Source organism: Parvularcula sp. IMCC14364 (assembly GCF_030758415.1).
Lineage (GTDB): Bacteria > Pseudomonadota > Alphaproteobacteria > Caulobacterales > Parvularculaceae > Aquisalinus.
The window spans coordinates 1,207,837-1,232,411 of the sequence record NZ_CP132334.1 but is presented as its reverse complement, the minus strand read 5'-3'; the positions used below and the strand labels follow the sequence as shown (position 1 = coordinate 1,232,411).

The 24,575-nt window shown below is 53.2% G+C and carries 24 protein-coding genes; 4 read left to right on the top strand and 20 right to left on the bottom strand.

The features are described 5' to 3' along the window. Positions 1-7 precede the first annotated feature (7 nt). Positions 8-892, top strand: coding sequence for a pantoate--beta-alanine ligase (gene panC, locus RAL90_RS05850; protein ID WP_306253589.1), 885 nt, complete (start codon positions 8-10; stop codon positions 890-892). Here panC and RAL90_RS05845 read toward each other — a convergent pair. After that, a complete protein-coding gene (locus RAL90_RS05845) occupies positions 887-1,321 on the bottom strand; it encodes a DUF1489 family protein (protein WP_306253588.1) in 435 nt (144 codons plus the stop codon). The genes panC and RAL90_RS05845 overlap by 6 nt on opposite strands. A gap of 52 nt (positions 1,322-1,373) precedes the next feature. Next, positions 1,374-2,351 carry a lysozyme gene (locus RAL90_RS05840; protein WP_306253587.1) on the bottom strand — a complete coding sequence of 326 codons (978 nt, stop codon included), beginning with the start codon at positions 2,349-2,351 and terminating at the stop codon, positions 1,374-1,376. 397 nt (positions 2,352-2,748) lie between these two features. Between RAL90_RS05840 and RAL90_RS05835 the strand changes: the two genes are divergently transcribed. Further along, on the top strand, positions 2,749-3,969 hold the full coding sequence (locus RAL90_RS05835) for a hypothetical protein (protein ID WP_306253586.1): 1,221 nt from the start codon (positions 2,749-2,751) through the stop codon (positions 3,967-3,969). Between the two features lie 17 nt (positions 3,970-3,986). Here RAL90_RS05835 and mgtE read toward each other — a convergent pair whose 3' ends face one another. From mgtE to RAL90_RS05765, 14 genes are all read right to left on the bottom strand, one after another. Next, entirely contained in the window at positions 3,987-5,480 is a 1,494-nt protein-coding gene (gene mgtE, locus RAL90_RS05830; RefSeq protein ID WP_306253585.1) for a magnesium transporter, read from the bottom strand. Positions 5,481-5,572: 92 nt separating this feature from the next. Continuing rightward, positions 5,573-5,818, bottom strand: a complete 246-nt coding sequence (locus RAL90_RS05825) for a DUF1467 family protein (RefSeq protein ID WP_306253584.1) — start codon at positions 5,816-5,818, stop codon at positions 5,573-5,575. Positions 5,819-5,822: 4 nt separating this feature from the next. Beyond that, positions 5,823-7,499: a ribonuclease J gene (locus RAL90_RS05820; RefSeq protein ID WP_306253583.1), complete on the bottom strand. Its 1,677-nt coding sequence runs from the start codon at positions 7,497-7,499 to the stop codon at positions 5,823-5,825. A 32-nt stretch (positions 7,500-7,531) separates the two neighbouring features. Then, positions 7,532-8,302, bottom strand: a complete 771-nt coding sequence (locus RAL90_RS05815) for a type III pantothenate kinase (RefSeq protein WP_306253582.1) — start codon at positions 8,300-8,302, stop codon at positions 7,532-7,534. Between the two features lie 64 nt (positions 8,303-8,366). Next, positions 8,367-9,125: a biotin--[acetyl-CoA-carboxylase] ligase gene (locus RAL90_RS05810; protein WP_306253581.1), complete on the bottom strand. Its 759-nt coding sequence runs from the start codon at positions 9,123-9,125 to the stop codon at positions 8,367-8,369. Next, positions 9,126-10,568: an NADH-quinone oxidoreductase subunit NuoN gene (gene nuoN / locus RAL90_RS05805; protein WP_306253580.1), complete on the bottom strand. Its 1,443-nt coding sequence runs from the start codon at positions 10,566-10,568 to the stop codon at positions 9,126-9,128. A 10-nt stretch (positions 10,569-10,578) separates the two neighbouring features. Further along, positions 10,579-12,159 (bottom strand): NADH-quinone oxidoreductase subunit M, encoded by a 1,581-nt coding sequence (locus RAL90_RS05800; protein ID WP_306253579.1) that lies wholly within the window; start codon positions 12,157-12,159, stop codon positions 10,579-10,581. Next, entirely contained in the window at positions 12,159-14,315 is a 2,157-nt protein-coding gene (nuoL, locus tag RAL90_RS05795) for an NADH-quinone oxidoreductase subunit L (protein ID WP_306253578.1), read from the bottom strand. The genes RAL90_RS05800 and nuoL overlap by 1 nt, the downstream gene beginning before the upstream one ends. Before the next feature lie 8 nt (positions 14,316-14,323). Beyond that, complete coding sequence (gene nuoK, locus RAL90_RS05790) at positions 14,324-14,632, bottom strand: NADH-quinone oxidoreductase subunit NuoK (RefSeq protein ID WP_306253577.1); 309 nt, start codon at positions 14,630-14,632, stop codon at positions 14,324-14,326. A gap of 5 nt (positions 14,633-14,637) precedes the next feature. Continuing rightward, on the bottom strand, positions 14,638-15,276 hold the full coding sequence (locus tag RAL90_RS05785; protein WP_306253576.1) for an NADH-quinone oxidoreductase subunit J: 639 nt from the start codon (positions 15,274-15,276) through the stop codon (positions 14,638-14,640). A gap of 103 nt (positions 15,277-15,379) precedes the next feature. Then, positions 15,380-15,868 carry an NADH-quinone oxidoreductase subunit NuoI gene (nuoI, locus tag RAL90_RS05780; protein WP_306253575.1) on the bottom strand — a complete coding sequence of 163 codons (489 nt, stop codon included), beginning with the start codon at positions 15,866-15,868 and terminating at the stop codon, positions 15,380-15,382. Then, positions 15,868-16,929, bottom strand: coding sequence for an NADH-quinone oxidoreductase subunit NuoH (nuoH, locus tag RAL90_RS05775; protein WP_306253574.1), 1,062 nt, complete (start codon positions 16,927-16,929; stop codon positions 15,868-15,870). Before nuoH ends, nuoI begins: the two co-directional genes overlap by 1 nt. 85 nt (positions 16,930-17,014) lie before the next feature. Next, a complete protein-coding gene (gene nuoG, locus RAL90_RS05770; RefSeq protein WP_306253573.1) occupies positions 17,015-19,135 on the bottom strand; it encodes an NADH-quinone oxidoreductase subunit NuoG in 2,121 nt (706 codons plus the stop codon). 90 nt (positions 19,136-19,225) lie between these two features. Next, complete coding sequence (locus RAL90_RS05765) at positions 19,226-19,771, bottom strand: GNAT family N-acetyltransferase (protein ID WP_306253572.1); 546 nt, start codon at positions 19,769-19,771, stop codon at positions 19,226-19,228. A 38-nt stretch (positions 19,772-19,809) separates the two neighbouring features. On the opposite strand from RAL90_RS05765, the gene RAL90_RS05760 reads away from it, so the two are divergent. Both RAL90_RS05760 and RAL90_RS05755 read left to right on the top strand, forming a co-directional pair. Beyond that, positions 19,810-20,013, top strand: coding sequence for a hypothetical protein (locus RAL90_RS05760; RefSeq protein WP_306253571.1), 204 nt, complete (start codon positions 19,810-19,812; stop codon positions 20,011-20,013). A 115-nt stretch (positions 20,014-20,128) separates the two neighbouring features. Then, positions 20,129-20,962: a hypothetical protein gene (locus RAL90_RS05755; RefSeq protein ID WP_306253570.1), complete on the top strand. Its 834-nt coding sequence runs from the start codon at positions 20,129-20,131 to the stop codon at positions 20,960-20,962. Positions 20,963-21,130: 168 nt separating this feature from the next. On the opposite strand, the gene RAL90_RS05750 is transcribed toward RAL90_RS05755, so the two are convergent. The 4 genes from RAL90_RS05750 to RAL90_RS05735 form a co-directional block, all read right to left on the bottom strand. Next, the gene (locus tag RAL90_RS05750; RefSeq protein ID WP_306253569.1) at positions 21,131-21,562 is read right to left on the bottom strand and encodes an EVE domain-containing protein; all 432 of its coding nucleotides are present in this window, start codon (positions 21,560-21,562) and stop codon (positions 21,131-21,133) included. 67 nt (positions 21,563-21,629) lie between these two features. Next, a complete protein-coding gene (locus RAL90_RS05745) occupies positions 21,630-22,442 on the bottom strand; it encodes a DUF4760 domain-containing protein (protein WP_306253568.1) in 813 nt (270 codons plus the stop codon). A gap of 441 nt (positions 22,443-22,883) precedes the next feature. Beyond that, the gene (gene nuoF / locus RAL90_RS05740) at positions 22,884-24,182 is read right to left on the bottom strand and encodes an NADH-quinone oxidoreductase subunit NuoF (protein ID WP_306253567.1); all 1,299 of its coding nucleotides are present in this window, start codon (positions 24,180-24,182) and stop codon (positions 22,884-22,886) included. 100 nt (positions 24,183-24,282) lie between these two features. Continuing rightward, positions 24,283-24,525, bottom strand: a complete 243-nt coding sequence (locus RAL90_RS05735) for a hypothetical protein (protein ID WP_306253566.1) — start codon at positions 24,523-24,525, stop codon at positions 24,283-24,285. Positions 24,526-24,575: the final 50 nt, after the last annotated feature.

Below are 24,575 nucleotides of genomic sequence, written 5' to 3'. Positions count from 1 at the left end.
CGATTCTATGCCAGCTGTTAGTCGCAGCCTCGAAGACCTGCGTATGCAGGTAGGAACATGGCGGCAGCAAGGCTTGAGCATCGCCTTTGTGCCAACGATGGGCGCGCTTCATGCCGGACACCTCTCACTGGTAACGCTTGCTGCACAGAAAGCTGACCGGATTGTGGCCAGCATCTTTGTTAATCCCAAACAGTTCGCCGCCCATGAAGACCTGGATACCTATCCGCGTCATGAGGCGCAAGACCTTGCCAAGCTCGCAGCTGCTGGTTGTGACCTTGCCTTCCTGCCTCAGGCAACGCAGATGTATCCGGCGGGATACACAACAGCAGTCACTGTAGAGAACCTGTCCACGGATTTGTGCGGTGTTTCACGGCCTCATTTCTTTGGTGGTGTCGCGACAGTGGTCTGCAAACTGCTTAACCAGTGTCAACCCGATGTAGCCATCTTTGGTGAGAAGGACTTCCAGCAGCTACAGGTCATCAAGCGCATGGTGCGTGACCTGGACATGCCAGTCCAAATTGAAGGTGGTCCTATAATACGGGAAGCTGACGGGCTCGCCATGTCATCTCGCAACGCCTATCTTACTGCAAATGAAAGAAAAAGTGCAGGTATGCTGAATGTCATCATGAAGAATGTGATTACAAAGGCTCGCGCAGGTGACAGCGTTGAGATGGCCCTGCGACAGGCCCGAGAGAGCCTCCTGCAAGAAGGTTTCGACACGGTCGATTATCTGGAGATGCGCCGGGAGGATGACCTTTCTCTGATCTCAATAGATCGCCTGAAAGCAGCTGAGATGGATCAGGCAAGACTGTTTGCTGCGGCAATCATCGGCAAAACAAGGCTCATCGACAATATGCCGCTGGCGCCGCACCCAGATCACTCTGACTTATAGCAAGCCGAGTTCAGCAAGCTCTGTCGCAAGTTCAGGGGCAAGTCCGCTGCCTGCACGTATATCTGGTGGGGCATCCCCTTTTTTCAGATACCGCCAGCCTTGAAATGGTCGCTTGGGCCAAGGTTCGGTCATGATGAATTCAGGCTCAAGCAGTATGTTGCAGCGCTTTATATCATCACTACCTATTGTTTCCTCAAAACCGTGAATTGGCTGTCGCACACTGACCAGTCCTTTTATGACCCAGTACAAAGACCCGCCATCAAGCAGCTCGGCTTCACGGCGCGGCCACATGCGGGTTGTGTGAAAAGTATGAGCGGAAAGGCCCGCTTTCTTGCGCAGAGCCAAACTGCGCTGACGCCAGTCGATCAGATCATCGACATTTTCCGCGCCTACGCACAGCTTAATCAGGTTGAGTTTGCTCTCGGTCAAATTATGGGGCTTCGAAATATGTTAATTATATCAGGAGAAGGCTTGAGGATACTCAGGAAGCGCTCTTTACACGCGCAATTTCAAGCGCACGTTGCCTTTTCAGATCATGCCGCGCTGCCCGTTTTACCAGAACATACAGAATGAAGTAACACATGGCCGCGCCGATCGCTGCCAGCCAGATCGGAAGGTTTTCAAGAATAACCAGAAGAACATCTTCAGAAATACCTACTGTTTCAGCAATGCTCGGCCATTGCAGACCAAACATCAAACCACCGCCCATCAATGTCAGGGTCAGCGCCAATAGGCCGGCAAGCGCCGCGCCGATGGTTACGCCAAGGTCTTCACGTTCTTCTGCCTTGGAGATAATCATTTTGGTCGGGTCGCCGGAAATAGACTGCGTTGCAGCATAAAGGGCGCGCAACCGCAGATTACTCTCTTCTTCGGAAAGCTGCTGGTTCTTGCGATCACGGAACTCATCAAAGTCTATCAGGGGTGTGGATTTCAGGTCCTCATCACTCACAAGTGCGCCGTCACATTCCGGCGCTGGTTCTACTTCTGAAGACGGCACCACCAATGAGGCATCCGTCGGCATCAGGAACAGTGACTTCTCTGCGGCGCGGCGTCGCACCAGACCATCCAGTGTCACGAGTTCGCCATTCACTTTGGCTTTGGTCCATTTCTCAAAAGCTTCCGCGGCGCCCAGTTTGTCACCGGCATTCAGCTTTCGCAGAACAGTGGACCGTTTGAAGTTATCTTCGCCGATATTGAACAGGAGGGAGACAAGCGCATCATGCTCGTTCTGGTTCAACGGCGCGCGCACATTTTCTTCGAGAATGGTTTCATGGGATTTCACGTCTTCCTGCAGAAGACGGATAGCATCACCTTCTGTCACGCTCATGCCATGACGGGCGGAGGACCTGTGGCCATATCCTACCGTCCATTCCTGGCTCGGTGTATAATGCGCTGTCATGCGCAGGCCTTCATAAGCCTTTATGAGATTGAGACCTGTCTCTCCCGTTTGCATCGCCATCAGAACCCGCTTCTTGCACCCCAAACATACACAATATACGACATTAACGATTCTTACCATGGTGTTGCACGCAAATACAGTCACCAGAAAGGCACAGTTGCTTTTTTGACGATGGTTTGCCGTTTGGGGACAAAATCCGGCACAGAGACAGCAACTCAGGCATTTTATAGGCGAAATCTCTACTGGAATTCGCGTCTGACGTGTTATTTTTAGTTAAAAACCCTTCTAAATCAGGGCCTTACCGTCATAAATGCGGACGTTAACTATCTTTCCGGGATGACTTGGCACAGCTTTTGTTTATAATTTGGTAACCAATGGCTCTCCGCTGGTTGCTGCATGCGAGAGATGTCATTTTGAAACAGTATATGAGTTTAGCAGCAAGAAATGTGGGATCGCCATGAATGGCCTGTTTAATGTAATTGCTTGTGCCTTGCTCGGAGCCGGTATCGTAGGCGGCGCATGGATATGGACAAACCGCGATTCCGCAGAAGTGATGACACCGCAAGACCTGGCGGCCTTCAAGGAGCAGGTGCGCGAAGAAGTACAGGCAGAGGCTACCCTGAACTGTGACGAGATGGCAAAAGCCTGTGAGACAGACCTCACGAAGTTCAGCGATCTGGAACAGCCTTATGCGTCTGGCGTCGCTGTTTCCAATGGTGCATCAACAGAAACTGAAATGGCTGCTGCTCAACCTACAGCTACTTCATCAGACAGTTTCGTTTCAGAACCACGCACAGCCGTTCTTGCAGCATCATTTGGTGGTAATGACGAGGAAGCTGACGCACAGAATACGACCGCCCCTAGCCAGTCATCTGGTACCACACTGGTCGACAAACCGGACACGAACGACTATTTCACGGAAAACCGCACATTACGCAATGGCGAGACGACGTCTTCACCAACTGCCGGCCTGATCGATAAACAGGATACACAACAGTATTTCACGGAAAATCGTCGTACAGATGGTACGCGTGTAGATAAGCCTGATGACAGTCAGTATTTCACGGAATTCAAAGCCTTTGACGACCCGTGCATTCGCGATGACGGCTCAGCCTATACCGGCCCGGGTACAGCCAGCGATCCATTCGCTGAAGGCGACCCTTGCCTGACACAGCAGCGTTTTGCGGAACAACCTCTCGTCGACAAGTATGATGATGGTGACTACTATACTGAATTCACACCGTTTCAGGACCCTTGCATCCGTCAGGACGGTTCAATCTACACGGGCCCTGGTACAGCAACTGATCCGCTGGCAGCTGGCGACCCGTGCCTGACACAACAGCAATTCGCTCAGGAAATTCCTCCTTACACGTTTGAGGAATTTGAAGACCCATGTAAAGAAGGCCGGATGATGCCTGGAAACAATGATTTCCTTGGTGAAGCTGACCCTTGCGTGACAGATGTACGCACACCACCTGAGCAGTTTGCTGAAGTACCGCCTGCACCACAGCCAATCCAGACTGTCCCACAGCAGCCGACACAACCTTTTCAGCCTTCAGAACCAGGTACATATACATCCGGCTATACCTCACCTTATGGCCAGTATGGTCCGAACTTCCCGCGGACAACGCTTGGTCCACGTGGCTCTGACTATCCGCGTCAGTCAGCCTCTTGCTGATTTTCCCTGACAGCTGATCATACCAGAAAGACAGCTGCCAGCCCGAGGAAGGCAAAAAAGCCGATCACATCTGTAACGGTTGTGACAAATACAGCAGATGAAACAGCCGGATCGGCCCCTGCTCTTTGCAAACCCAGCGGGATCAAAATGCCGGATAGGCCGGCACAAAGCATGTTGATAATCATCGCGACAGCAAGCACCAGCCCCAGCGTAATCCCGGCCTGAGCACTGTCGCCTCCCCCTATTGATCCGTACCAAAAGCCCGCCAGCCCGCCCATCAGGATGGCAAATGCGACACCATTGATGAACGCAATCGCTGTTTCCCGGCCAACAATCCGAAACGCATTTGAGGCGGTCAGGTCTTTGGTGGCCAGATTGCGCACAGCAACAGTCAGGGTCTGCGTCCCGGCATTGCCACCCATGCTGGCCACAATCGGCATCAGGATCGCGACCGCAACAATCTGCTCAATCGTCGCATCAAAGAGTGAAATCACGACCGAGGCCAGAATTGCCGTAAACAGATTGATGAACAACCAGGTGAAACGGGAGCGCACTGTCCCAACCAGAGAACCCGATAAACCACCCTGGCCTGCCTCAAGACCGGCAAGCGCCAGCATGTCTTCTGTGGATTCTTCGTGAACAATCTCCATCACGTCATCCACCGTGATCATGCCGACAAGACGCCCGCCTTCATCTGTGACCGGTGCCGAGATGAGATTGTACTTCTCGAACATGTAGGCGACTTCTTCCTGATCAAGATTGACCGGAATTCGACGGATTTCCTCGTGATTTAACAAATCAGATACAACCGTATCGCGCGGCGCCTTGAGAAAACGGGACAGTGAAACTGATCCAAGAGGTTTGAAGGCCGGATCAATTACATACACCTCGTAGAAAAGGTCAGGCAGATTTTCAGCCGAGCGCAGACGGTCGATGATCTGTCCTACAGTCCAATAGGAGGGGGCAGCGAAAACATCGCGCTGCATGAGACGACCGGCAGTCTCATCCTCAAAATCGAGCGCGGCTTGCAAGGCAAGACGCTCTGTAACCGGGACTTCTGCGAGAACTTCGGCCCGCGCATCTTCGGACATGTCTTCCAGCACGAAGGCAGCGTCGTCAGTATCAAGCTCCGCAACTGCTTCCGCCAGTTGCTCCGTCGGCATCGACCCGACGATGTCATCCCGCACATCCTCATCAAGTTCGGGCAATGCATTCGCATCGAAAGCGTCACCCAGCATGGCGACCAGGACTGACCGGTCTTCTGCTTCCAGTTGCTCGATTAGGTCGGCAAGGTCAGCCGGGTGCAGGCCTTCACACAGGCGACAAACTTCCGCTTCGTTGCCTGCGTCAATCGCCTCATCAACAGCACGAATGAATTCTGTATTCAGGGAATTCGTTTCAGAGATAGCTTCGTCTTTCCGCTCCGCATCCTGATCTTCAGGCTGACCTGAATCAGGTTGAGGCGGCGGCGCGGCAGGGCGTGTATCTTCAATGCCGGGCTCTGTAGCCATTCCGGTTACTCCTGATGGGGATAAGGGCAAATCCACTTATGCAGATAAATTGACTTGAGCCCAAACACAAGGCTCTGGCGCGTATGCCCGTCTTATTCGCGAAAATCTATAACGCCGCTGAGCATAATTAAGACAACCACCAGCCAGATGATGCCCGCAATCCAGGTCGTCTTTTTGACTTTTTGCCAGATCAGCGCTTCCTGCGGCGCGCCCGGATTGGTGCCCTTGACCACCTTGTCAGGATCTTCCCAACTGCCCTTTACGCCCCATTGCAGTACCGGCAGGAAAACAACCCACCAAAGCATGAGATAAATGATGATAGCGCCAATGATACTCATCTAACTAACTCCGTATAATGAGAACATCTATAGAAGACCTTTTGCCCCATCGCTTCATCAGGACATCCCGGATGGCCCGGCGCACGACACGGGTAATTTCATCGTCATCTTCCCGGCGACGCCGAGGCAGATTGTCTACAGCTTCCTCAGTTATATCTTCAATCAACGTCTGAAAATCGTCGCCATCATTATCTTCCTCCGGCAAGCCGGCAAGAGATACTTCCGGCGGCGCGAGAAGTTCCGGCTTTTGGTCAAGGACGACAGCGACAGTGATCTGCCCTCCATAACTCAATTTGCGTCGCTCACGAATGGACGTACCGCCTTCTGCAACGAATACTTTCCCGTCAAGCAGCAACCGACCTGAAGGCACTTCATCGATGACCTGCGCCCGGCCCGGTGCAAGCCGGATCAAATGACCATTGCGCGGCGCAATACTGTGTTGCGCCCCAAGCTCTCTGGCAAAGATCGCGTGTTCTTCAAGATGGCGCGCCTCCCCATGGACGGGAATGGCCGTTTCCGGCTTGACCCATTCATACATTTTCGCAAGTTCATCCCGGCAAGGATGGCCAGAGACGTGAATATGCTCGTCTTTCTCTGTTATCACCCTGATGCCCTGATCGACCAGCGCATTTTGCAGGTCAAAAATCTCACGTTCATTGCCCGGAATGATCTTCGAGGAAAAGATGACGGTATCCCCCTCTCCCAGCGTAATATCCGGGTGGTCGTCACGGGCAATGCGCGCAAGAGCGGCGCGCGGCTCGCCCTGACTGCCCGTACACAGATAAAGAACCTTGTTGTTGGGCAGATAGCCTGCCTCATTGGGCTCAACGAAGGTCAGGCCAGAGGGCAGGATGCCTGTCTGCCGGGCAACGTCCACCATGCGCAACATGGAGCGCCCGAGAAGACAGATCGCACGATCATTTTTCACAGCCGCATCACAAATACTGACAAGCCGCCCAACATTGGAGGCAAAAGTGGTCACAGCAACACGCCCCGTCTGTTCACCGATCAATTTGCCCAGGTTTTCTTTCACCCCCATCTCTGAACCGGACTCACCTTGAGACAGTACATTGGTGGAGTCACATACCATGGCCATGACCCCATCACGCCCAAGAGCCTCCAGCTTGCTGCTGTCTGTCACAGGACCAAGTGTCGGGGATATATCCAGTTTCCAGTCACCAGTGTGCAGCACTGTGCCCAGAGGGGTGCGCAGAATAATTCCGTTAGGCTCAGGGATGGAATGAGTCAGCGTGACAAATTCAAGATCAAATGGTCCCAGGCTGAAGGAAGCGCTCATGTCTATTATATGAAAAGGAACATCAATCAGGTTTTCTTCCGCCAGTTTGCGGCGCACAAGCTCTGCGGTAAAAGCCGTCGCGTAAAGCGGGCATTTCAACATTGGCCAGAGACGCGCCACAGCGCCGATATGGTCTTCATGACCATGGGTGAGCACAAGCCCCAGAAACTCTCCCCCGCCGCGCGAGACATCCTCAAGAATATAGGACGGGTCCGGACAGATAAGATCTATACCGGGGGTACGGGGGTCACCGAACATGACGCCACAGTCAATCATCAACCATTTGCGGGCATCAGCCGGACCAATGCCATACATGTTCATGTTCATGCCGATCTCGCCAGACCCACCAAGAGGCAGGAAGACCAGTTCATTTTCTGTTTTCATTAAAAACTCTACTTCCCGAGATCACCCTGCGTTCAGCTCAGGCGGTTACAAATTTCAATCAGGCCCTTGATCGTCAATTCAGGGTCAAAATGGTCTATGCTTGAGGTGACACCCTCAAAAAGCGATGAAACGCCGCCCGTCGCCACCACTTTCAGGGAAGCGCCATGTTCCTCCTGAATGCGCGCGATCAGCCCTTCAATGAGACCGACATAACCCCAGAAAATGCCTGACTGCATCGCCCCAACAGTGCTGGTACCAATTATTTTCACTGGCTTTTCTATCGCTATGCGGGGCAACCTTGCAGCGGCATCATGCAGCGCCTGCATCGACAGGTTGATACCCGGAGAGATGACTCCCCCCTCGAAGCCACCATCTTCTGCAATGATGTCAAAGGTGGTGGCAGTGCCGCTGTCAACGACAATCAGTGGCCCCCCATAATGTGCAAAAGCCCCGGCTGCCGTGACAAGACGGTCCGCCCCGACTTCCGACGGATTGGGAATGCGCACAGGCACACCGGGAATTGAGGATGCTTCGACAATGAACGGATCAACAGAAAGGTGTCGCCGGGCAAGGTTGCGCACATGAAAAAGCGATTGCGGTACAACCGTTGAAATGATGCATCTGCTGATGTCACTTAGTTCGTGACCTTCCATCTGCATCAACTGATGCAACCAGACGGCATATTCATCGGCAGTGCGCTGACTGCTGGTGGAAGCACGCCACTGGGCAATGGCCTCTCCGCCCTGAACAAGCGCAAAAACCGTATTGGTATTGCCGACATCTATCGCAAGGAGTTTGGACAAAGCAGGCCTTTCAACTTTTATATTCTGTTTCGTATCTCGCAGCATCCTAGCAGAAAGGACGCGCTCACGCCGAGGCAAAAAACACATCCCCTGAGGTAATGCGATATTGCCGGAAGTCATCCCGCAGGAGCAATGCGCCTGTCTCATCAATGCCTTCAAAAATGCCCGTGATGGTCTCCCTTGGCAGTCTGGCCGTAACACTCTTGCCAATATTTGCAGCCCGCTCCAGCCAGGCCTTTCGCAGTACCTGAAAACCATCTGTAAACAAGGTCTGCAAATGCTGGTCGAGATGCGCGTCAAGCCTGGCCAGAAACTGTTCCGGGTTTGGCAAAGTGGGCGCTGAGAGTACATCGCTCAGACACGCTGTGGCATAGTCAGGGACTACTGGCGCGTAACTCAGATTCACGCCGATACCGATGACCAGTGCACGACGGTTCTCGCTCTCCTGCAACTCCAGCAGAAGGCCAGAAAGTTTCGCGCCGTTCAGCAAAACGTCATTTGGCCATTTCAATGACAGCTGATCTGAGGGCACACCCTCCGCTTCAGCGGCATCGGCCACGGCAAGGGCGCTTGCAAAACTTGCAAGCGCCAGCGTGTCAGCACTGATCCCGTCAGTAACGGGCAAGAGCAGTGAGGCAGCAAAGTTGCCGGGTTGTTGCTGCCACTTGCGTCCCTGACGACCATAGCCACCTGTCTGGTGACGCGCCAGAAACCATGTCTGCCCGGCCACCCCATCCACGAACTGGCGCTTGGCCTCAAGGCTTGTGGAGTCGAGCTCGTCAAATATCCTGACGCAGGAGCCGGATGGGAGTTTAATCGTCACTTACCGGAACAATGTCTCTGCGGCAGCTGATGCATAAGTATTCAGCACAGGAACTATTGTGAAAATCCCAATCAGCATCAGGAGAGTTGCGACCGCAGCAATGCCCTTCACGGATTGTCCCACACGGCGCACAAACTCTGGTGCAGGTTCACTGACCCAGATCTTGATAATCACCGAGAGATAGTAATAAGCAGCAACAGCACTGGCGAGCGCCCCGGCAATAGCCAATGGGTAAAGGCCGGCATCAATCGCTGCAATGAAAACATAAAACTTGGCAAAGAAACCAGCCAGCGGCGGAATACCCATCAGTGAAAAGAAGAAGACCGTAAACATGATGGCCAATGCGGGCTGCGTGCGGGAAAGACCGGCAAGGTCAGAGATATTTTCAGCCATCCCTTCCGGCCGCCGCATGGCAAGAATACAGCCGAACGTCCCGAGCGTCATGATCATGTAGATCGACATGTAGATCAGCAGAGAACTGACCCCCTGCTGCGTACCTGCTGCAACGCCCATCAGCGCATATCCCATATGGCCGATGGAGGAATAGGCCATCAGCCGTTTAATGTTGGTCTGCGAGATGGCCGAGAAAGCACCAATAGCCATGGACAGAATTGAGATGAGGATAACAACCGGCTGCCACTGATCAATAATGCCTGGAAAAGCTTCGACCATGATCCGGGCGAAAAGGGCCATGCCCGCAAATTTTGGCGCTGCCGCGAAGAAGGCGGTGACGGGTGTCGGCGAGCCTTCATACACATCAGGCGTCCACATATGGAACGGGGCGGCTGATACCTTGAAGGCAAGACCGGAAATCAGGAACACGAGGCCGAGAATGAGACCGGCGGTATTGGCTGTCAGGCCCGCTTCTGCAATGGCCGAGAATGTCGTCGCGCCGGTAAAACCATAGACCAGTGATGCTCCATATAGCAGGAGACAGGAGGAAAGAGCGCCGAGCACGAAGTATTTCAATCCGGCTTCAGTCGAGCGGCGGCTGTCACGGTTGAAAGAGGCGAGAATATATAAAGAGAGAGACTGTAACTCGATACCGAGATAGAGCGAGATCAGGTCCGTCGAGGAGACCATCAGCGACATCCCGAGTACGGAGGTCAGGATCAGGATCGGGTACTCGAAGCGGTTGATCTTTTCCCGCTCCATGAAATGACCGGACAGAAGAATCGAGAAGATCGCGCCGATGTAAATCACGGCCTTGGAGAACTTCGCAAACCCGTCTGTCGAAAAAGCGCCGTTAAAAATGCTCGCAGACTGTGCGGCTGTGCCAAAGAACAACGGGTACAGCGCCAACAGCAGCACGGCAATCGCGCCCCAGTTCAACTCGCGGGCATATTTGCCATTGGTGAAAACACCGACCATGAGAAGGCCCATCGTCGAGAGCGCGATGAAGATTTCAGGTACAGCAAAGGAGACGTTATCCCATAATGTCATATCATGTCCCCTAGTTTGCGACTGCCGTCAGCGCGGCATCATATCGGTTGAGTACTGTGTCTACGGCCGGACTGAACACATCGAGTGCAGGTGTTGGGTTTAGCCCTAGATATAGAGCGGCAATCATCAGCACCAGAAGCATTGCAGCTTCATTGCGATTTACATCGGTGATGGCCTGCAACGGCTCTCGGGTGATCGTTCCGAATATGACCTCACGATAGAGACGCAGGCCATATGCTGCCGACAGGATAAGACCGATGGCCGCGAGCGCTGCCGTCCAGGTACTGACCTTGTAGACACCAACCATGGTGAGCATTTCACCAACAAAGCCACTGATGCCCGGCAAGCCGACATTCCCCATGGTGAAGAACATGAAGAAGAAGGCATAAAACGGCATTCGCTGAACGAGGCCACCATAAGCGGCGATTTCGCGCGTATGCATCCGGTCATAGACGACGCCGACGCACAGGAAGAGCGCCCCTGAAATAAACCCATGGGAGAGCATCTGGAACAATGCGCCTTCAACTCCCTCTTCAGTACCGCTGAAAATCCCCATTGTCACAAAGCCCATATGCGCAACCGAGGAATAGGCAATGAGCTTCTTCATATCCTCCTGCGCGAACGCAACGAGAGAGGTGTAGATGATCGCAATAACAGAGAGCGTGAAGACGAAAGGCGCAAAAAAGTCACTGGCAACCGGGAACATGGGCAGTGAAAAACGGATAAATCCGTAGCCGCCCATTTTCAGAAGAATTGCCGCCAGCACCACAGAGCCAGCTGTTGGCGCCTGCACATGCGCATCCGGCAACCAGGTATGCACCGGCCACATCGGCATCTTCACAGCGAATGAGGCGAAGAAAGCAAGCCACAACCAGGTCTGCGCACTGGCCGGGAACTCAACCGCCGAGAGCAATGTCGGAATATCCGTCGTTGGCCCGTCTGGCAGCACAGTGCCGGTGAAAAGATACATCCACATCAGGGCTACGAGCATCAGCAAAGAGCCGAGCAGCGTATAGAGGAAGAACTTGAACGAGGCATAGACACGGTTTTTGATGATCCGGCCCATGAAGGTACGCTCCCCTTCACTGCCCCAGACACCGATGATGATGCACATCGGGATCAGGCTGCCCTCGAAGAAGACATAAAAGAGCACCAGATCAAGGGCACAGAAGACGCCAATCATCATGGTCTCGAGGATCAGGAAAGCGATCATGTAATCGGAGACACGCTTGTTGATCGAGTTCCATGACGCAATGATACAAATTGGCATGATGAAGGTCGTGAGCAAGACAAAGAGGATCGAGGCGCCATCCACCCCCATCTTGTAGCCTATGCCGGACCCGATCCAGGCAGCGCTTTCAACAAGCTGGAAGCCTTCCAGCGAAGTATTATACTCCGTGAAGTAGATGATGAGCGATACAATAAAAGCAAAACTTGTCGTGAACAGAGCGACGCGCTTGGCGGCAAAGTCCACTGCTTCCTGCTCATCCGGACGCGACATCGCCCGGCGCAAAATAATCAGCAGCACGCCGATCAGCGGCGAGAAAGTCAGAAGTGACAACCAGGGTAAGACTGAGGCAGTTTCGGTCATTATGCCCCTCCCGTCAGTACGAAGAACAAAATGAGCGCGATACCAACCAGCATGGCAAAGGCATAATGATAGATGTAGCCCGATTGCAGTTTAACGATCAGGCGTGAACCAATGCCGGCCAGACTGGAAACACCGTCAGGACCAAAGCCGTCAATGATGCGACCATCCCCGCTCTTCCACAGGATGCGCCCCAGGCGCTGTGCCGGGCGCAGGAACAGGAAGCGGTAGAGTTCATCCACATACCACTTGTTCTTGAGGAAATCATGGATAACACCGCCAGGCTTGAGCAGACCAGGGCGTAACGGGTTGGTACCCGTCATGTAATGTGACCACGCGCCAATAAGGCCAATAAACATTGCCAGCAATGGCGAATAGAGCACCCAGGTGGGCAGCTTGTGCCCGCCATACGCATCGCCATGGGCCTTGTCCGCATCGGCATAGGCTCCCTCGCCCTGCGCCTCATCAGCGTAAGCAGCGGCTCCAGCTTCGGCGGCATTCCCGGCACCATGAGCTTCATCAGCATAAGCCCCGTCTTTCGCGCTGTCGCTTTCATAACCGAAAGATTGATAGATGGCGCCATCCCAGAATGCGTCTGCTTTTTTGCCCGTGAAATGTGGGTAGAACATCATGCCGGCGATCAGCGCTCCCACAGCCAGAACTGCCAGTGGTGCAAGCATCCAGTCAGGTACAGAATGCGGGTGCTTCATCACCGCTTCAGGCGCACGCGGCTTGCCATGGAAGGTCAGGAACATTAGACGCCATGAATAAAAGGATGTCATCACGGCTGCGATCAATCCCATGACAAAGGCATAATATCCAAATGCCCGACCGGATTCACCAGCTGCATAAGCACTCTCAATGATCGCATCCTTGGATGCAAAGCCAGCGGTGCCAACCGGGAAGCCGACAATATCATAGAGGAACGGGAAACCGACGCCGGTAATGGCAATCGTGCCAATAAACATCATCACATAGGTGTAAGGCTGGATACCACGCAGGCCGCCATAATTTTTCATGTCCTGCTCATGGTGCATGGCATGAATAACACTGCCAGCACAGAGGAACAGAAGAGCCTTGAAAAAGGCATGTGTGAACAGGTGGAACATTGCCGCGCCATAGGCACCGAGACCCGCCGCGAAGAACATATAGCCCAACTGGGAGCAGGTTGAATATGCGATGACTTTCTTGATGTCGTCCTGCAACAAGCCAACTGTCGCGGCAAAGAAAGCCGTGGTCGCACCGACAAATGTCACCATCGCGGCGGCGTTCGGCGCGTGCTCATAGATCACGGAACAGCGGCAGACCAGAAAGACGCCGGCGGTCACCATGGTCGCAGCATGGATCAGGGCAGAAACAGGCGTTGGCCCTTCCATCGCATCCGGCAGCCAGGTGTGCAGGATGAACTGGGCCGACTTGCCCATCGCGCCGATGAACAGCAACACGCCAATCAGCGCCAGCGCATGAACTTCGCTGCCAAGAAAATTAATGGTCAGATCATGAATTGCTCCACCTTCAGAGAAGGCAAATGGCGTCACGACAGCATTTGTACCGATGGCATCAAAAACGCTGTCAAACTCGACACTGCCGAACACGAAATAAATCGCCATGATACCAAGGGCAAAGCCAAAATCCCCGACGCGGTTGACGACGAATGCCTTGATGGCAGCATCATTGGCTGACTTCTTGTGATGATAGAAGCCAATCAGCAGATAGGAGGCGAGGCCCACAGCCTCCCAGCCGAAAAAGAGCTGAATGAAGTTGTCCGCCGTCACCAGCGAAAGCATGGCGAACGTAAACAAAGACAGATAGGCAAAAAACCGTGGTCGTGATTTGTCGTCATGCATGTAGCCGATTGAATAGAAATGCACGAGGAACGACACGGTGTTGACCACAACGAGCATGACCGCTGTCATTGTATCGAGGCGGACTGCCCATTCCGCCACAAAATTACCTGACGAAATCCACGTAAACAGCACGGCTGCATCACGGGCATTATGGCCGAGGCCGATGTCAATAAACAGGAACCATGAATAGATGGCGGCGAGGCCGACCAGTGCAGTGGTCAGCAATTCTGCAAACCGGGCGCTGACCAGCTTGCCCGCAGGCATCGCCAGCAGAGCGCCAAAAAGCGGCAGGAGGACGACAAAAGGTTCCATTGTGCCCCCTAATTTTTCATCAGATTGGCGTCATCAACAGCGATGTCACCACGGTTGCGGAAGAAACTTACCAGAATGGCAAGACCGATTGCGGCTTCTGCGGCGGCCACCGTCAGCACCATGAACGCAAAGACCTGCCCGACTAGATCACCCAGAAACTGTGAAAATGCGACGAGGTTGATGTTCACAGACAGCAGCATCAACTCAATCGACATCAGAATAATGATGATGTTCTTGCGGTTGATGAAAATGCCGCAGGCCCCGATCGCAAACAGGATGGCCGCTACAGTGAGGTAATTTCCAAGTCCGATTTCCATGTGCTCTAGCCCTCGATGCCCTTGCCGGTTGGAACGCTGACAATCTCAACGCCTTCCACGCGCTTGCGTCCGACCTGACGCGTTACATCCTGCCTGCGCACGCCCTCACGTTCCCGGAATGTCAGAATGATCGCGCCGATCATGGAGACCAGCAGGATCATGCCGGCAATCTGGAAGAAATGGACATAATCCGTGTACAGGATCATCCCCAGTGACTCCACGTTGGTCGGTCCATCAGGGTCGGCGATAACCTGCCCTGCCCTGGGTGACGGGTGTTCGCGGGCAAGTTCGGCATTATCCGGAAACTGCCAGGCAGCAACGATGAAACCAATCTGAACGGCAAGCACAACACCGATCGCGATGCCAAACGGAATATATTTCGCATAGCCAGCGTTCAGCTCGGCAAAATCCACATCGAGCATCATCACAACAAACAGGAACAGCACGGCAACCGCGCCGACATAGACGACGACCAATAACATGGCGAGATATTCAGCGCCCATCATGACGAACAGGCCTGCAGTGGCAATGAACGCCGTGATGAGGAACAGTACGGAATGTACAGGGTTACGAGCCAGTATGACCCCTAGCCCGGCTGCGAGTGTTGTCCCTGCAAAGACATAAAAAGCGAGTTGTGCAAACATATATTCAGGTCAGGCGCCTTCGCGCTGTTTATGTGGCCTGACAAGGCCCCTCGTTCCGTAGACGTGCCCCGAATGGCGCACATGAATTATTTCGCGGCGCGCCTTAGCGGTAAGGCGCATCCATTTCCAGATTTTTTGCGATTTCCCGCTCCCAGCGGTCACCATTTTCAAGAAGCCGATCCTTGTCATAGAACAGCTCTTCTCTGGTTTCAGTCGCAAATTCAAAATTCGGCCCCTCAACGATGGCATCCACCGGACATGCCTCCTGGCAAAAACCGCAATAGATGCATTTCGTCATGTCGATGTCGTAGCGCGTGGTGCGGCGCGAGCCATCATCACGCGGCTCGGCTTCAATCGTGATCGCCTGTGCCGGACAGATCGCCTCGCACAATTTACAGGCAATGCACCGCTCTTCGCCATTGGGATAACGACGCAAGGCATGTTCTCCGCGGAAGCGGGGCGATAGCGGCCCTTTTTCAAAAGGATAATTCACCGTCGCCTTGGGCCGGAAAAAGTACTTTAGTGCCAGCCAGAAAGCGCCAGCAAAATCTTTCATGAACATGCCGTTCAGGGCTTGTGCGACACGGGACATCAGTTGGCCCTCCAGCTTTGGAACCAGTCAGCAAGATCAGGGAACATCAACATCATGCCTGCCACGAAGATGAGGTAGGCAATCGAAAATGGCAGGAACAGCTTCCAGCCGATACGCATCAACTGGTCATAGCGATAACGTGGCACAATCGCCTTTACCATGGCGAACATGAAAAACATGAAGACGACCTTGGCCCCAAACCAGAACAGCGGGATTGCATTCAGGACCGGCACGTCAATCGGGGCATGCCAGCCACCAAGGAACAGAATAACTGTCATGGCGCACATCAGCACAATGTTGAGATATTCACCAATCATAAACAGCAGATACGGCGTGGAAGAATACTCAACCTGATACCCGGCAACGAGTTCTGACTCTGCTTCCGGCAGGTCGAAGGGTGGGCGGTTGGTCTCTGCCAGCGCCGAAATGAAGAACATCACAAATAACGGGAAGAGCGGAATGAAGTGCCAGTTGAGAATACCAAGGCCACGGTCCTGACTGTTGACAATATCAGTCAGGTTCATTGAGCCGACCAACAACAGCACGGAAATAATGATAAAGCCCAGAGAGACCTCATAAGAGACCATCTGTGCCGCGGAGCGCAGCGAGCCGAGAAACGGGTATTTCGAATTGGAGGCCCAGCCGCCCATGATGATGCCATACACACCAAGCGACGAGACAGCGAAAAGATAGAGAATGCCGACATTGATGTCCGACACAACAAGGCCGGGCCCGACCGGCACAACTGCCCAGCCGATAAAGGCGAGCACGAAGGAAATGAACGGGGCGAGCAGGAATACTGTCTTGTCCGCGCCCGCTGGCACAACAATTTCTTTCAAAACGAATTTGAAAAAATCGGCAAAGGACTGAAGCAGGCCAAAGGCCCCAACGACATTCGGTCCCTTACGCATTTGCACGGCGGCCCAGACCTTGCGGTCAAACAGCAGCAGAAATGCCAGCGAGACCAGCAGTACGACCATCAGGGCAAGCGTCTGCAGGGTGGTTGAAAGCGCCCCGCTCCACCATACGTCCCAGTCTCTGCCTGTCAGGAATTCAATCATGCCGCGCCTTCTAACGTGCCATTTTCTGTTCGTGAAGTAGGTGTAGCTGCCAGTTCCATGCTTTTGTCAGGTTTTTCCCGTTCATTTACTCGGCTGCCATGATTCGCTTCTCGACGAGGGCTGCTGAACATTCAGCCATCGTCTTGCTGGCCCGCGCAATCGGGTTCGTCAGATAATAATTGCTGACGGGCGAGCGGAACGGCTCCGAGCCCGTGTCGCCTTTTTGTCCCAACGCGTTGACATCAAGCGCGGCTGGTGACGGTGCCTGATCGATTGCCCCCAATACGGGCGCGTCCTCTATCATGGCCTGTCGCAGGGCAAAAAGATCATCATAAGGCAATGTTTTGCCCAGCTTTTCTGAAAACGCTCTCAAAATCGCCCAGTCTTCACGCGCTTCGCCAAACGGGAAATAGGCGCGCTGGGCCATCTGCACCCGCCCTTCCGTATTCACATAAATACCGTGCTGCTCGGTATAGGCCGCACCAGGGAAAATAACATCCGCTGTGCGCGCACCTGCGTCGCCGTGGTGGCCCTGATAAATGACGAAAGCCTTTTCCAGCTTTGTCGCATCCAGTTCGTCACAGCCAAGATTATAGACGACTTCTATATCGCCTGATGCCGCACCATCGAGAATGCCGCCCATGGCAAGACCGCCCACGCCGGGCAGAAAGCCAAGGTCAAGTGCCCCAACGCGTGCCGCAGCTGTATGCAGAATATTGTAGCCATTCCAGCCTTCCGCTATTGCACCAACAGTCCCGGCCAGTTGACCAAGTTCCGCCAGCAACGCGCCAGTATCTGCGCGTGTCAGTACAGCGCTGCCGATAATGATGGCCGGTCTCTCTGCTTTTTTGAGGATTTCAAGAAAGCCACTCTCCCCACTGACAAGCGTTGCCAGGCTGTCAGGTCCGGCACCAAGATGCGTGTACTCGTAGGTCAGATCAGCTGCTTCGCCGATCAGAACGATCTCGAGCTTCATATCACTCAGCCACATCTTGCGCAGACGGGCATTGATGAGCGGTGCTTCGATACGTGGGTTGGTGCCCACAAGCAGCACTGCATCTGCCTGTTCAAGGCCGGCAATGCCGCTGTTGAACAGATAGCTTTCACGTGGCGCGCGGCTTCCATCAGCCAACAAGCCCAGCCCCTCACCAATCTGACGGCAGTCAGTATGCGGCGAACCGATAGAGGCCATCAGGTCTTTAAGAGCTTTCACAGCCTCAGCGGGAACAAGATCCCCCACTAGCGCAGCCGCTTTTTCGGGTGCTACCGCGCCAAGCCTCGCCGCGGCGACGTCAAACGCTTCTTCCCAGCTGGCCGGTCGCAACTTGCCGTCCTTGCGGATATATGGCTGGTCAAGACGCTGACGATTCAGACCGTCCCAGATAAAGCGCGACTTGTCTGCCAGCCATTCCTCATTCACATCGTCATGCAGGCGCGGCAGGATGCGCATGACTTCCCGGCCCCGTGCATCCACGCGGATGTTGGACCCCACAGCATCCATCACGTCGATGGTTTCGGTCTTGCGCAGCTCCCAAGGCCTTGCACTGAACGCATAGGGCTTGGAGGTGAGAGCGCCAACAGGGCAGACATCAATCAGGTTGCCGGTCAATTCGCTTTCAACGGCTTTTTCAAGATAGGTTGTAATCTCGGCATTCTCGCCGCGATTGACCAAGCCCAGATCATCCACACCAGCAACTTCCGTTGCGAACCGAACGCAGCGGGTGCACTGGATGCAGCGGGTCATGATCGTCTTGATCAAAGGCCCCATATGCTTTTCTTCGACGGCGCGTTTGTTTTCTTCAAACCGCGTGCCATCGCGGCCATAGGCCATTGCCTGGTCCTGCAGGTCACATTCACCGCCCTGATCGCAGATAGGGCAATCCAGCGGGTGATTGATGAGCAGAAATTCCATCACCCCTTCGCGGGCCTTTTTGACCATTGGCGTGTTTGTAAACAGCTCAGGGGGTTGCCCTTCCGGCCCAGGACGCAAGTCGCGCACATTTTGCGCACAGGAAGCAACAGGTTTCGGCGGGCCGCCCTTTACCTCGATCAGGCACATGCGGCAGTTGCCAGCAACAGAAAGCCGCTCGTGATAGCAGAAACGGGGAATTTCTTCTCCGGCAGCCTCGCAGGCCTGGAGTAATGTCAGGTCCGCGCGGACCTCGACTTCATTACCATTGACTTTGATTGCACGTGTATCGGTCATGAAAGATACTTTTATTCAGAAAATTTTCGTTTCCTTAGCGGGGTTCCGCGAGCGATGCCAGTAGCAAAACCGGGAAAATCAGCAGCAGCTTCACATCCTGCCTTTTGAAACGTCGCGACACTTCATGATGAGTTCAGGGTCGCGGTGATTACCGACCATGAATTCATAACGCTGAATAACCTCGAAACCATATCGCGCATAAAAGCGTTGTGCCCCATGATTCTCGGCATAAACACTAAGATAAAGCGGATGGAAGCCTGCGCACGCGAGCCAGTTCATCATCTGGTCCATCATGACGCCGCCAAGGCCCGATGACTGGAAAGCCGACAGTATATACAGGCGCTTTATCTCCCCCGCCCCCGAAGGCAAATCATCCACAGGCAGGGTGCACGGCCCCGCAACAGCATAGCCGACAGGCTCGCCAGGAACCCGGGCAAGCCAGACCTGCCAGGCATCAGCTTCGATCAGATGCTGATAATGCTGCGCCGTGTGGTTTTCCTCGAGAAAGCCCTGCAGGTCTTCTGGCTTATAGAGATGGCCGAAAGTCTCCACAAAGGTTGCCTTGCCCAGAGCCGTAAGGGCTGTAGCGTCTCCCGGAGAAGCGAGATCAAGCGTTATGTCAGTGAGTGACGTCATCGGGCGGGGATAAGCCGAGGATCCCGGACGATCAAGTCATGCAAAACATGCAGGAGGCCGAAACGCTGACCATCGGCGGCATGAGCCTATTTTGCCGCTATCCTGGCAAATTACAGCGCCTTCACCCGGCAAATGTCTCAAGCACACAAGCCAATGATTTTTGCACACCGCCAGCAAAGCCGGACAGTGGCATCGTCCAGAATATCAAAGAGCCGCAGGACGGCGCAAAGGCCCCTTCCTGATCTACGGATCACCCGAAGATAATCACATTTAGTACATAATATAAACATTGTCAATTATATTTGTTTATGATATGTTCTCAAAAAAAGGTATCTCAACTCATAAAGGAGATCAATCGTGAAGAAACTGGCTGTCGCTGTGATTCATGGCATGGGCGCACAGGGCGTAAAGCAAACGGGGGACAGAGCCAGTCCAACATTTTCTAAGGCGCTGTATAAACGCATCCGCCGCGCAGTCGGGCCCTTGGCCTTTGACGGTGCGATCAGTTGGCGTGAGATTTTCTGGGCGGATATTTTACAGGATCGGCAGGACACATATCTTGCCCGGATCAGGCGACGCACCCGGTATGATGATCTCCGGCGTTTCGTGGTGCAAAACCTGGGGGACGCGGCCGCCTACCGGAAGACCGCCGACCTGGCAGACAATACCTACGGCACCATTCATAAACGTGTGGACAAAGTCATCCGCCAACTTGATCAAGATACAGATGAAAGCGCACCGCTTGTGATACTTGCCCACTCTCTGGGTGGGCACATCATGTCAAACTACATCTATGATCTGGGCAAGGCACCTGACGCGCACGCAACCGCTTTCCGTAAACTGAAGACTCTTGCGGCATTTGTAACTTTCGGCTGCAACATTCCGCTTTTTACCTTCTCCTACGCCCCCAAGCGTATCATTCCGATTACCTTCCCGGGAACAGACCTGCCCCAAGAAAAGCGCCTTTCACCCTGGTGGCTGAATTATTATGACAAGGATGATGTGCTCGGCTATCCACTGGCATCAGTCGCGCCGCACTACACTGCCATGGCGGAACGCGGCGATTTGAAAGATATTGCCATTGATACGGGCACCGCTCTGACAAGCTGGAACCCCATGTCACACAACGCCTATTGGCGGGACGATGACTTCTACCGACCGGTCGCAAAACTGATGAAACGCCTGCTGTAGCGACTCTGAATGGAACAGAACATGCGCTGATGCGTAATTTTGCCATACCCACAAAAGGCGGAGCGACATGGCATCATATGTAGAAAAAAGCCTCGGTGATGGCGAAACTATTATCCGCAGCGCCAATATCGCCTGGCCTTATCACCTGCAGAGCCCGCCTGACAGGCCCTACTTTACGCCGGCCATCTTGCAGACTTCTTTCCATTGCGCAGGTGTCACAGGCTGAACTGACAGACGGCTGTTATTGACCAGCACCATGTCTTCAAGTTTCGGATTGGCTTTGATGTCAGCCAGCGTCACAGGATTGGGAACAGACTCGATTGCCTTTATGTCGACGCATTCCCAGCGCTCATCATCCGTGGTCGAATCGGGGTGCGCTTCAGCGATGACCTCGACAATACCAACAATCTCTTTTTCTTTCTGGGAATGATAAAAGAAGCCGCGATCCCCGACTTTCATCTCCTGCATGAAATTGCGTGCCTGATAATTACGCACGCCATCCCACTCTTCGCCATCATCTCCTTTGGCGAGTTGCTGATCCCAACTCCATGTTGCAACTTCTGATTTGAACAGCCAATAGGCCTTAATTGGTTTATTCATTTCGCGCCCACAATAACCCGAGAGATTTATTGAGCAACTAACTCAAATACAATGCTTTCATCAATAGCTATTTGGAAAAGTCCGCATTCCTAGATCCCCAGCATTCGTCCAAAAGCCAATCATAATGTTCATAAACTTTGCTCTTGCGCGCATCAGGGAATCTTTCTCTGTCAACTTGCTTCTGCCTCTCATATATTGGTCGAACTTTCTCACGGAATCTAATCATGATGTCTCCAACCGTTTGCTCCATTAGAGTCGAATCTAGATCACCCTTACGGATCCCGTAGGATATAAATTCATAATAGTTCAATAAATATCGTACAGATTCATATAATGAGCTAGAGAAATTATCATTTCTTTCGCTCAGCAAGCCCTCTATATCCGTCAACTTTATTCTTTGACCTTGAGGATAGCGTTGTAGTAAATTGTCTCTGTGCTGAAGGAAAACCGTATTCTCTCGCATTCTCAACAAAATATCGAAGGTATGTTGTATTCTCAAATTTTGGACGGTTACACTATTTGTCAGAGCCCATGTAAGCGTTCCAGTCGCCCCGACCAAACAAACCGCGAAAGCCTGCCAATGCGCAGCAAAAATAAGTAAGTAAAGCGCCACTACAAATAATGCGACCGCGAATGAAACACCGATGGCTTGAACAGTCCTTGGGAGACCAATAGAGCGATCCACTAGCAAGACGGTGACTGATAAAATTGCCAAAATCAGAATTGTAGCCGAAGAAATAGAAACGCCCGGTGAGAGGGTGGTGTCAAATTCTCCGAATTGTATTGGAATTTCGCCAATATCTGCGTATAAATAGACACCAACCGCAGCCACAATAACGAAAAAGATTGAGACATACAAATATTTATAAGCCGAAGACATACCCCCCCCCAATAAAAAGGCCCCTATCGGGGCCTAACTTATTAAATAAAAAATACGGGTCAATAATAAATGCCCCATACTCTTGCGTATTAGCAGTCCCCTTCTGCCCCAAACTCGATACAGTCCCCTTCTGCCCCACCGATAAGAATAAACATTTTTTGTTTCCTTTCTATAAACCGGGTGGCTACGAAAGTCCCCCCTGTGCGTACACACGGTGTATGAGGGCTGCCGCGACACCTTGTCAACATCTTTACAACCTAAATAAGGTCGGTTTGAAAAGATTCAATGGCATGATTCAGGCATTTTTTGCATCGCAGCATGAAATCGGCTCTAAAATACATGTTCACTTTACAAATTTTTTGTAAAATTGTAAACTTCTTACAACTCCAATCAAATATCGACCTTCATTCTTATCTTCAGCATTACATATGCAGGGGAAAGTCACTCCGCCGCCTGGACCTGCACGTGGCCTCGGTCAGCGCGATACTTGTTGATGCGCTCTTCAATCTCCGGGCGGAAATGCTGGATCAGGCCCTGCACCGGCCAGGCCGCAGCGTCCCCGAGGGCACAAATGGTGTGACCTTCGATCTGGCCTGCCACATCCAGCAGTTTGTCAATTTCCTCCGTAGAGGAATTGCCTTCTGCCATGCGCTCCAGCACGCGCCACATCCAGCCGGTACCTTCCCGGCACGGCGTACACTGGCCGCAGCTTTCGTGTTTGTAGAAATAGCTGATCCGGGCAATCGCTTTCACGATATCTGTTGACTTGTCCATTACGATGACAGCCGCGGTGCCAAGGCCGGATTTATGCTCCATGAGGGCATCAAAATCCATCAGTACGTCATCGCAAATATCCTTGGGCAGACAACGCACAGAGGAGCCACCCGGGATAACTGCCTTGAGATTGTCCCAGCCACCGCGCACGCCGCCGCAATGAGTCTCCAGCAGCGTTTTCAGCGGGATGGACATTTCCTCTTCCACATTACACGGACGGTTCACATGCCCGGAAATGCAGAACAGCTTGGTACCCGAATTACGCTCACGGCCAAACTTGCGGAACCATTCAGCGCCGCGCCGGATAATGGTCGGGACCACCGCGATGGATTCAACATTATTGACAGTGGAAGGGCAGCCATAAAGACCGGCACCAGCCGGGAATGGCGGCTTCAGCCGTGGCTGGCCTTTCTTGCCCTCGAGGCTTTCCAGAAGCGCCGTTTCTTCGCCGCAGATATAGGCCCCAGCTCCATGGTGGACATAGAGGTCGAAATCCCAACCATGGATATTATCCTTGCCAATCAGTTTGGCGGCGTAGGCTTCGTCGATGGCGCGCTGAAGTTGCTCGCGTTCAAAAATATATTCCCCCCGGATATAGATGTAACAGGCGTGCGCCTTCATCGCGAAGGACGCTACGAGACAGCCCTCAATAAACAGATGCGGATCATGTCGCATAATCTCACGATCCTTGCAGGTGCCAGGCTCTGACTCGTCCGCGTTGACGACCAGATAATGCGGGCGGTCCTTCACTTCTTTTGGCATGAATGACCATTTGAGCCCCGTCGGGAAGCCCGCGCCACCGCGCCCGCGAAGACCTGAATCTTTTACCTGGTCGATAATCCAGTCATGGCCCATTTCCAGAATGTCTTTGGTCTGGTTCCAGGCACCACGCTGCTTTGCCGCTTCAAGGCGGTAATCCTGTAGGCCGTAAAGGTTTGTAAAAATGCGGTCTTTATCTTGAAGCATGATTGGCTTTCGTCGCTGGTCTAACGCTTGTGAGTATAGGTATTGCAGCGCCCTATTTGGCCAAATTCCCAAGCTGGATCAACGATTTTGTGCGCTCTTGCTAACAACCGCCAGAATCGACACCTAAACTAGCGAACAGCGCCAAATTCCAGAATGCAAAGACTACCAGCGCAGCTATCGGTCCAACTGCGATCAATGCCCAGATTGAACCAATGACACCAGGCGTTTCGACGAGCGCCCAGCCCCATAAGGGAATAGCGTTACCGTTGAACCAGCCTTTGGGACTGGCTGAATTTGCCGGGTCAAGTTCCGGGTTATAGTGGCGGTTCTCATCGTCGGGCATAAGTACGCTCTTGGCTCACTCTTCAATCATGTCGACAGATGGTGGATAGT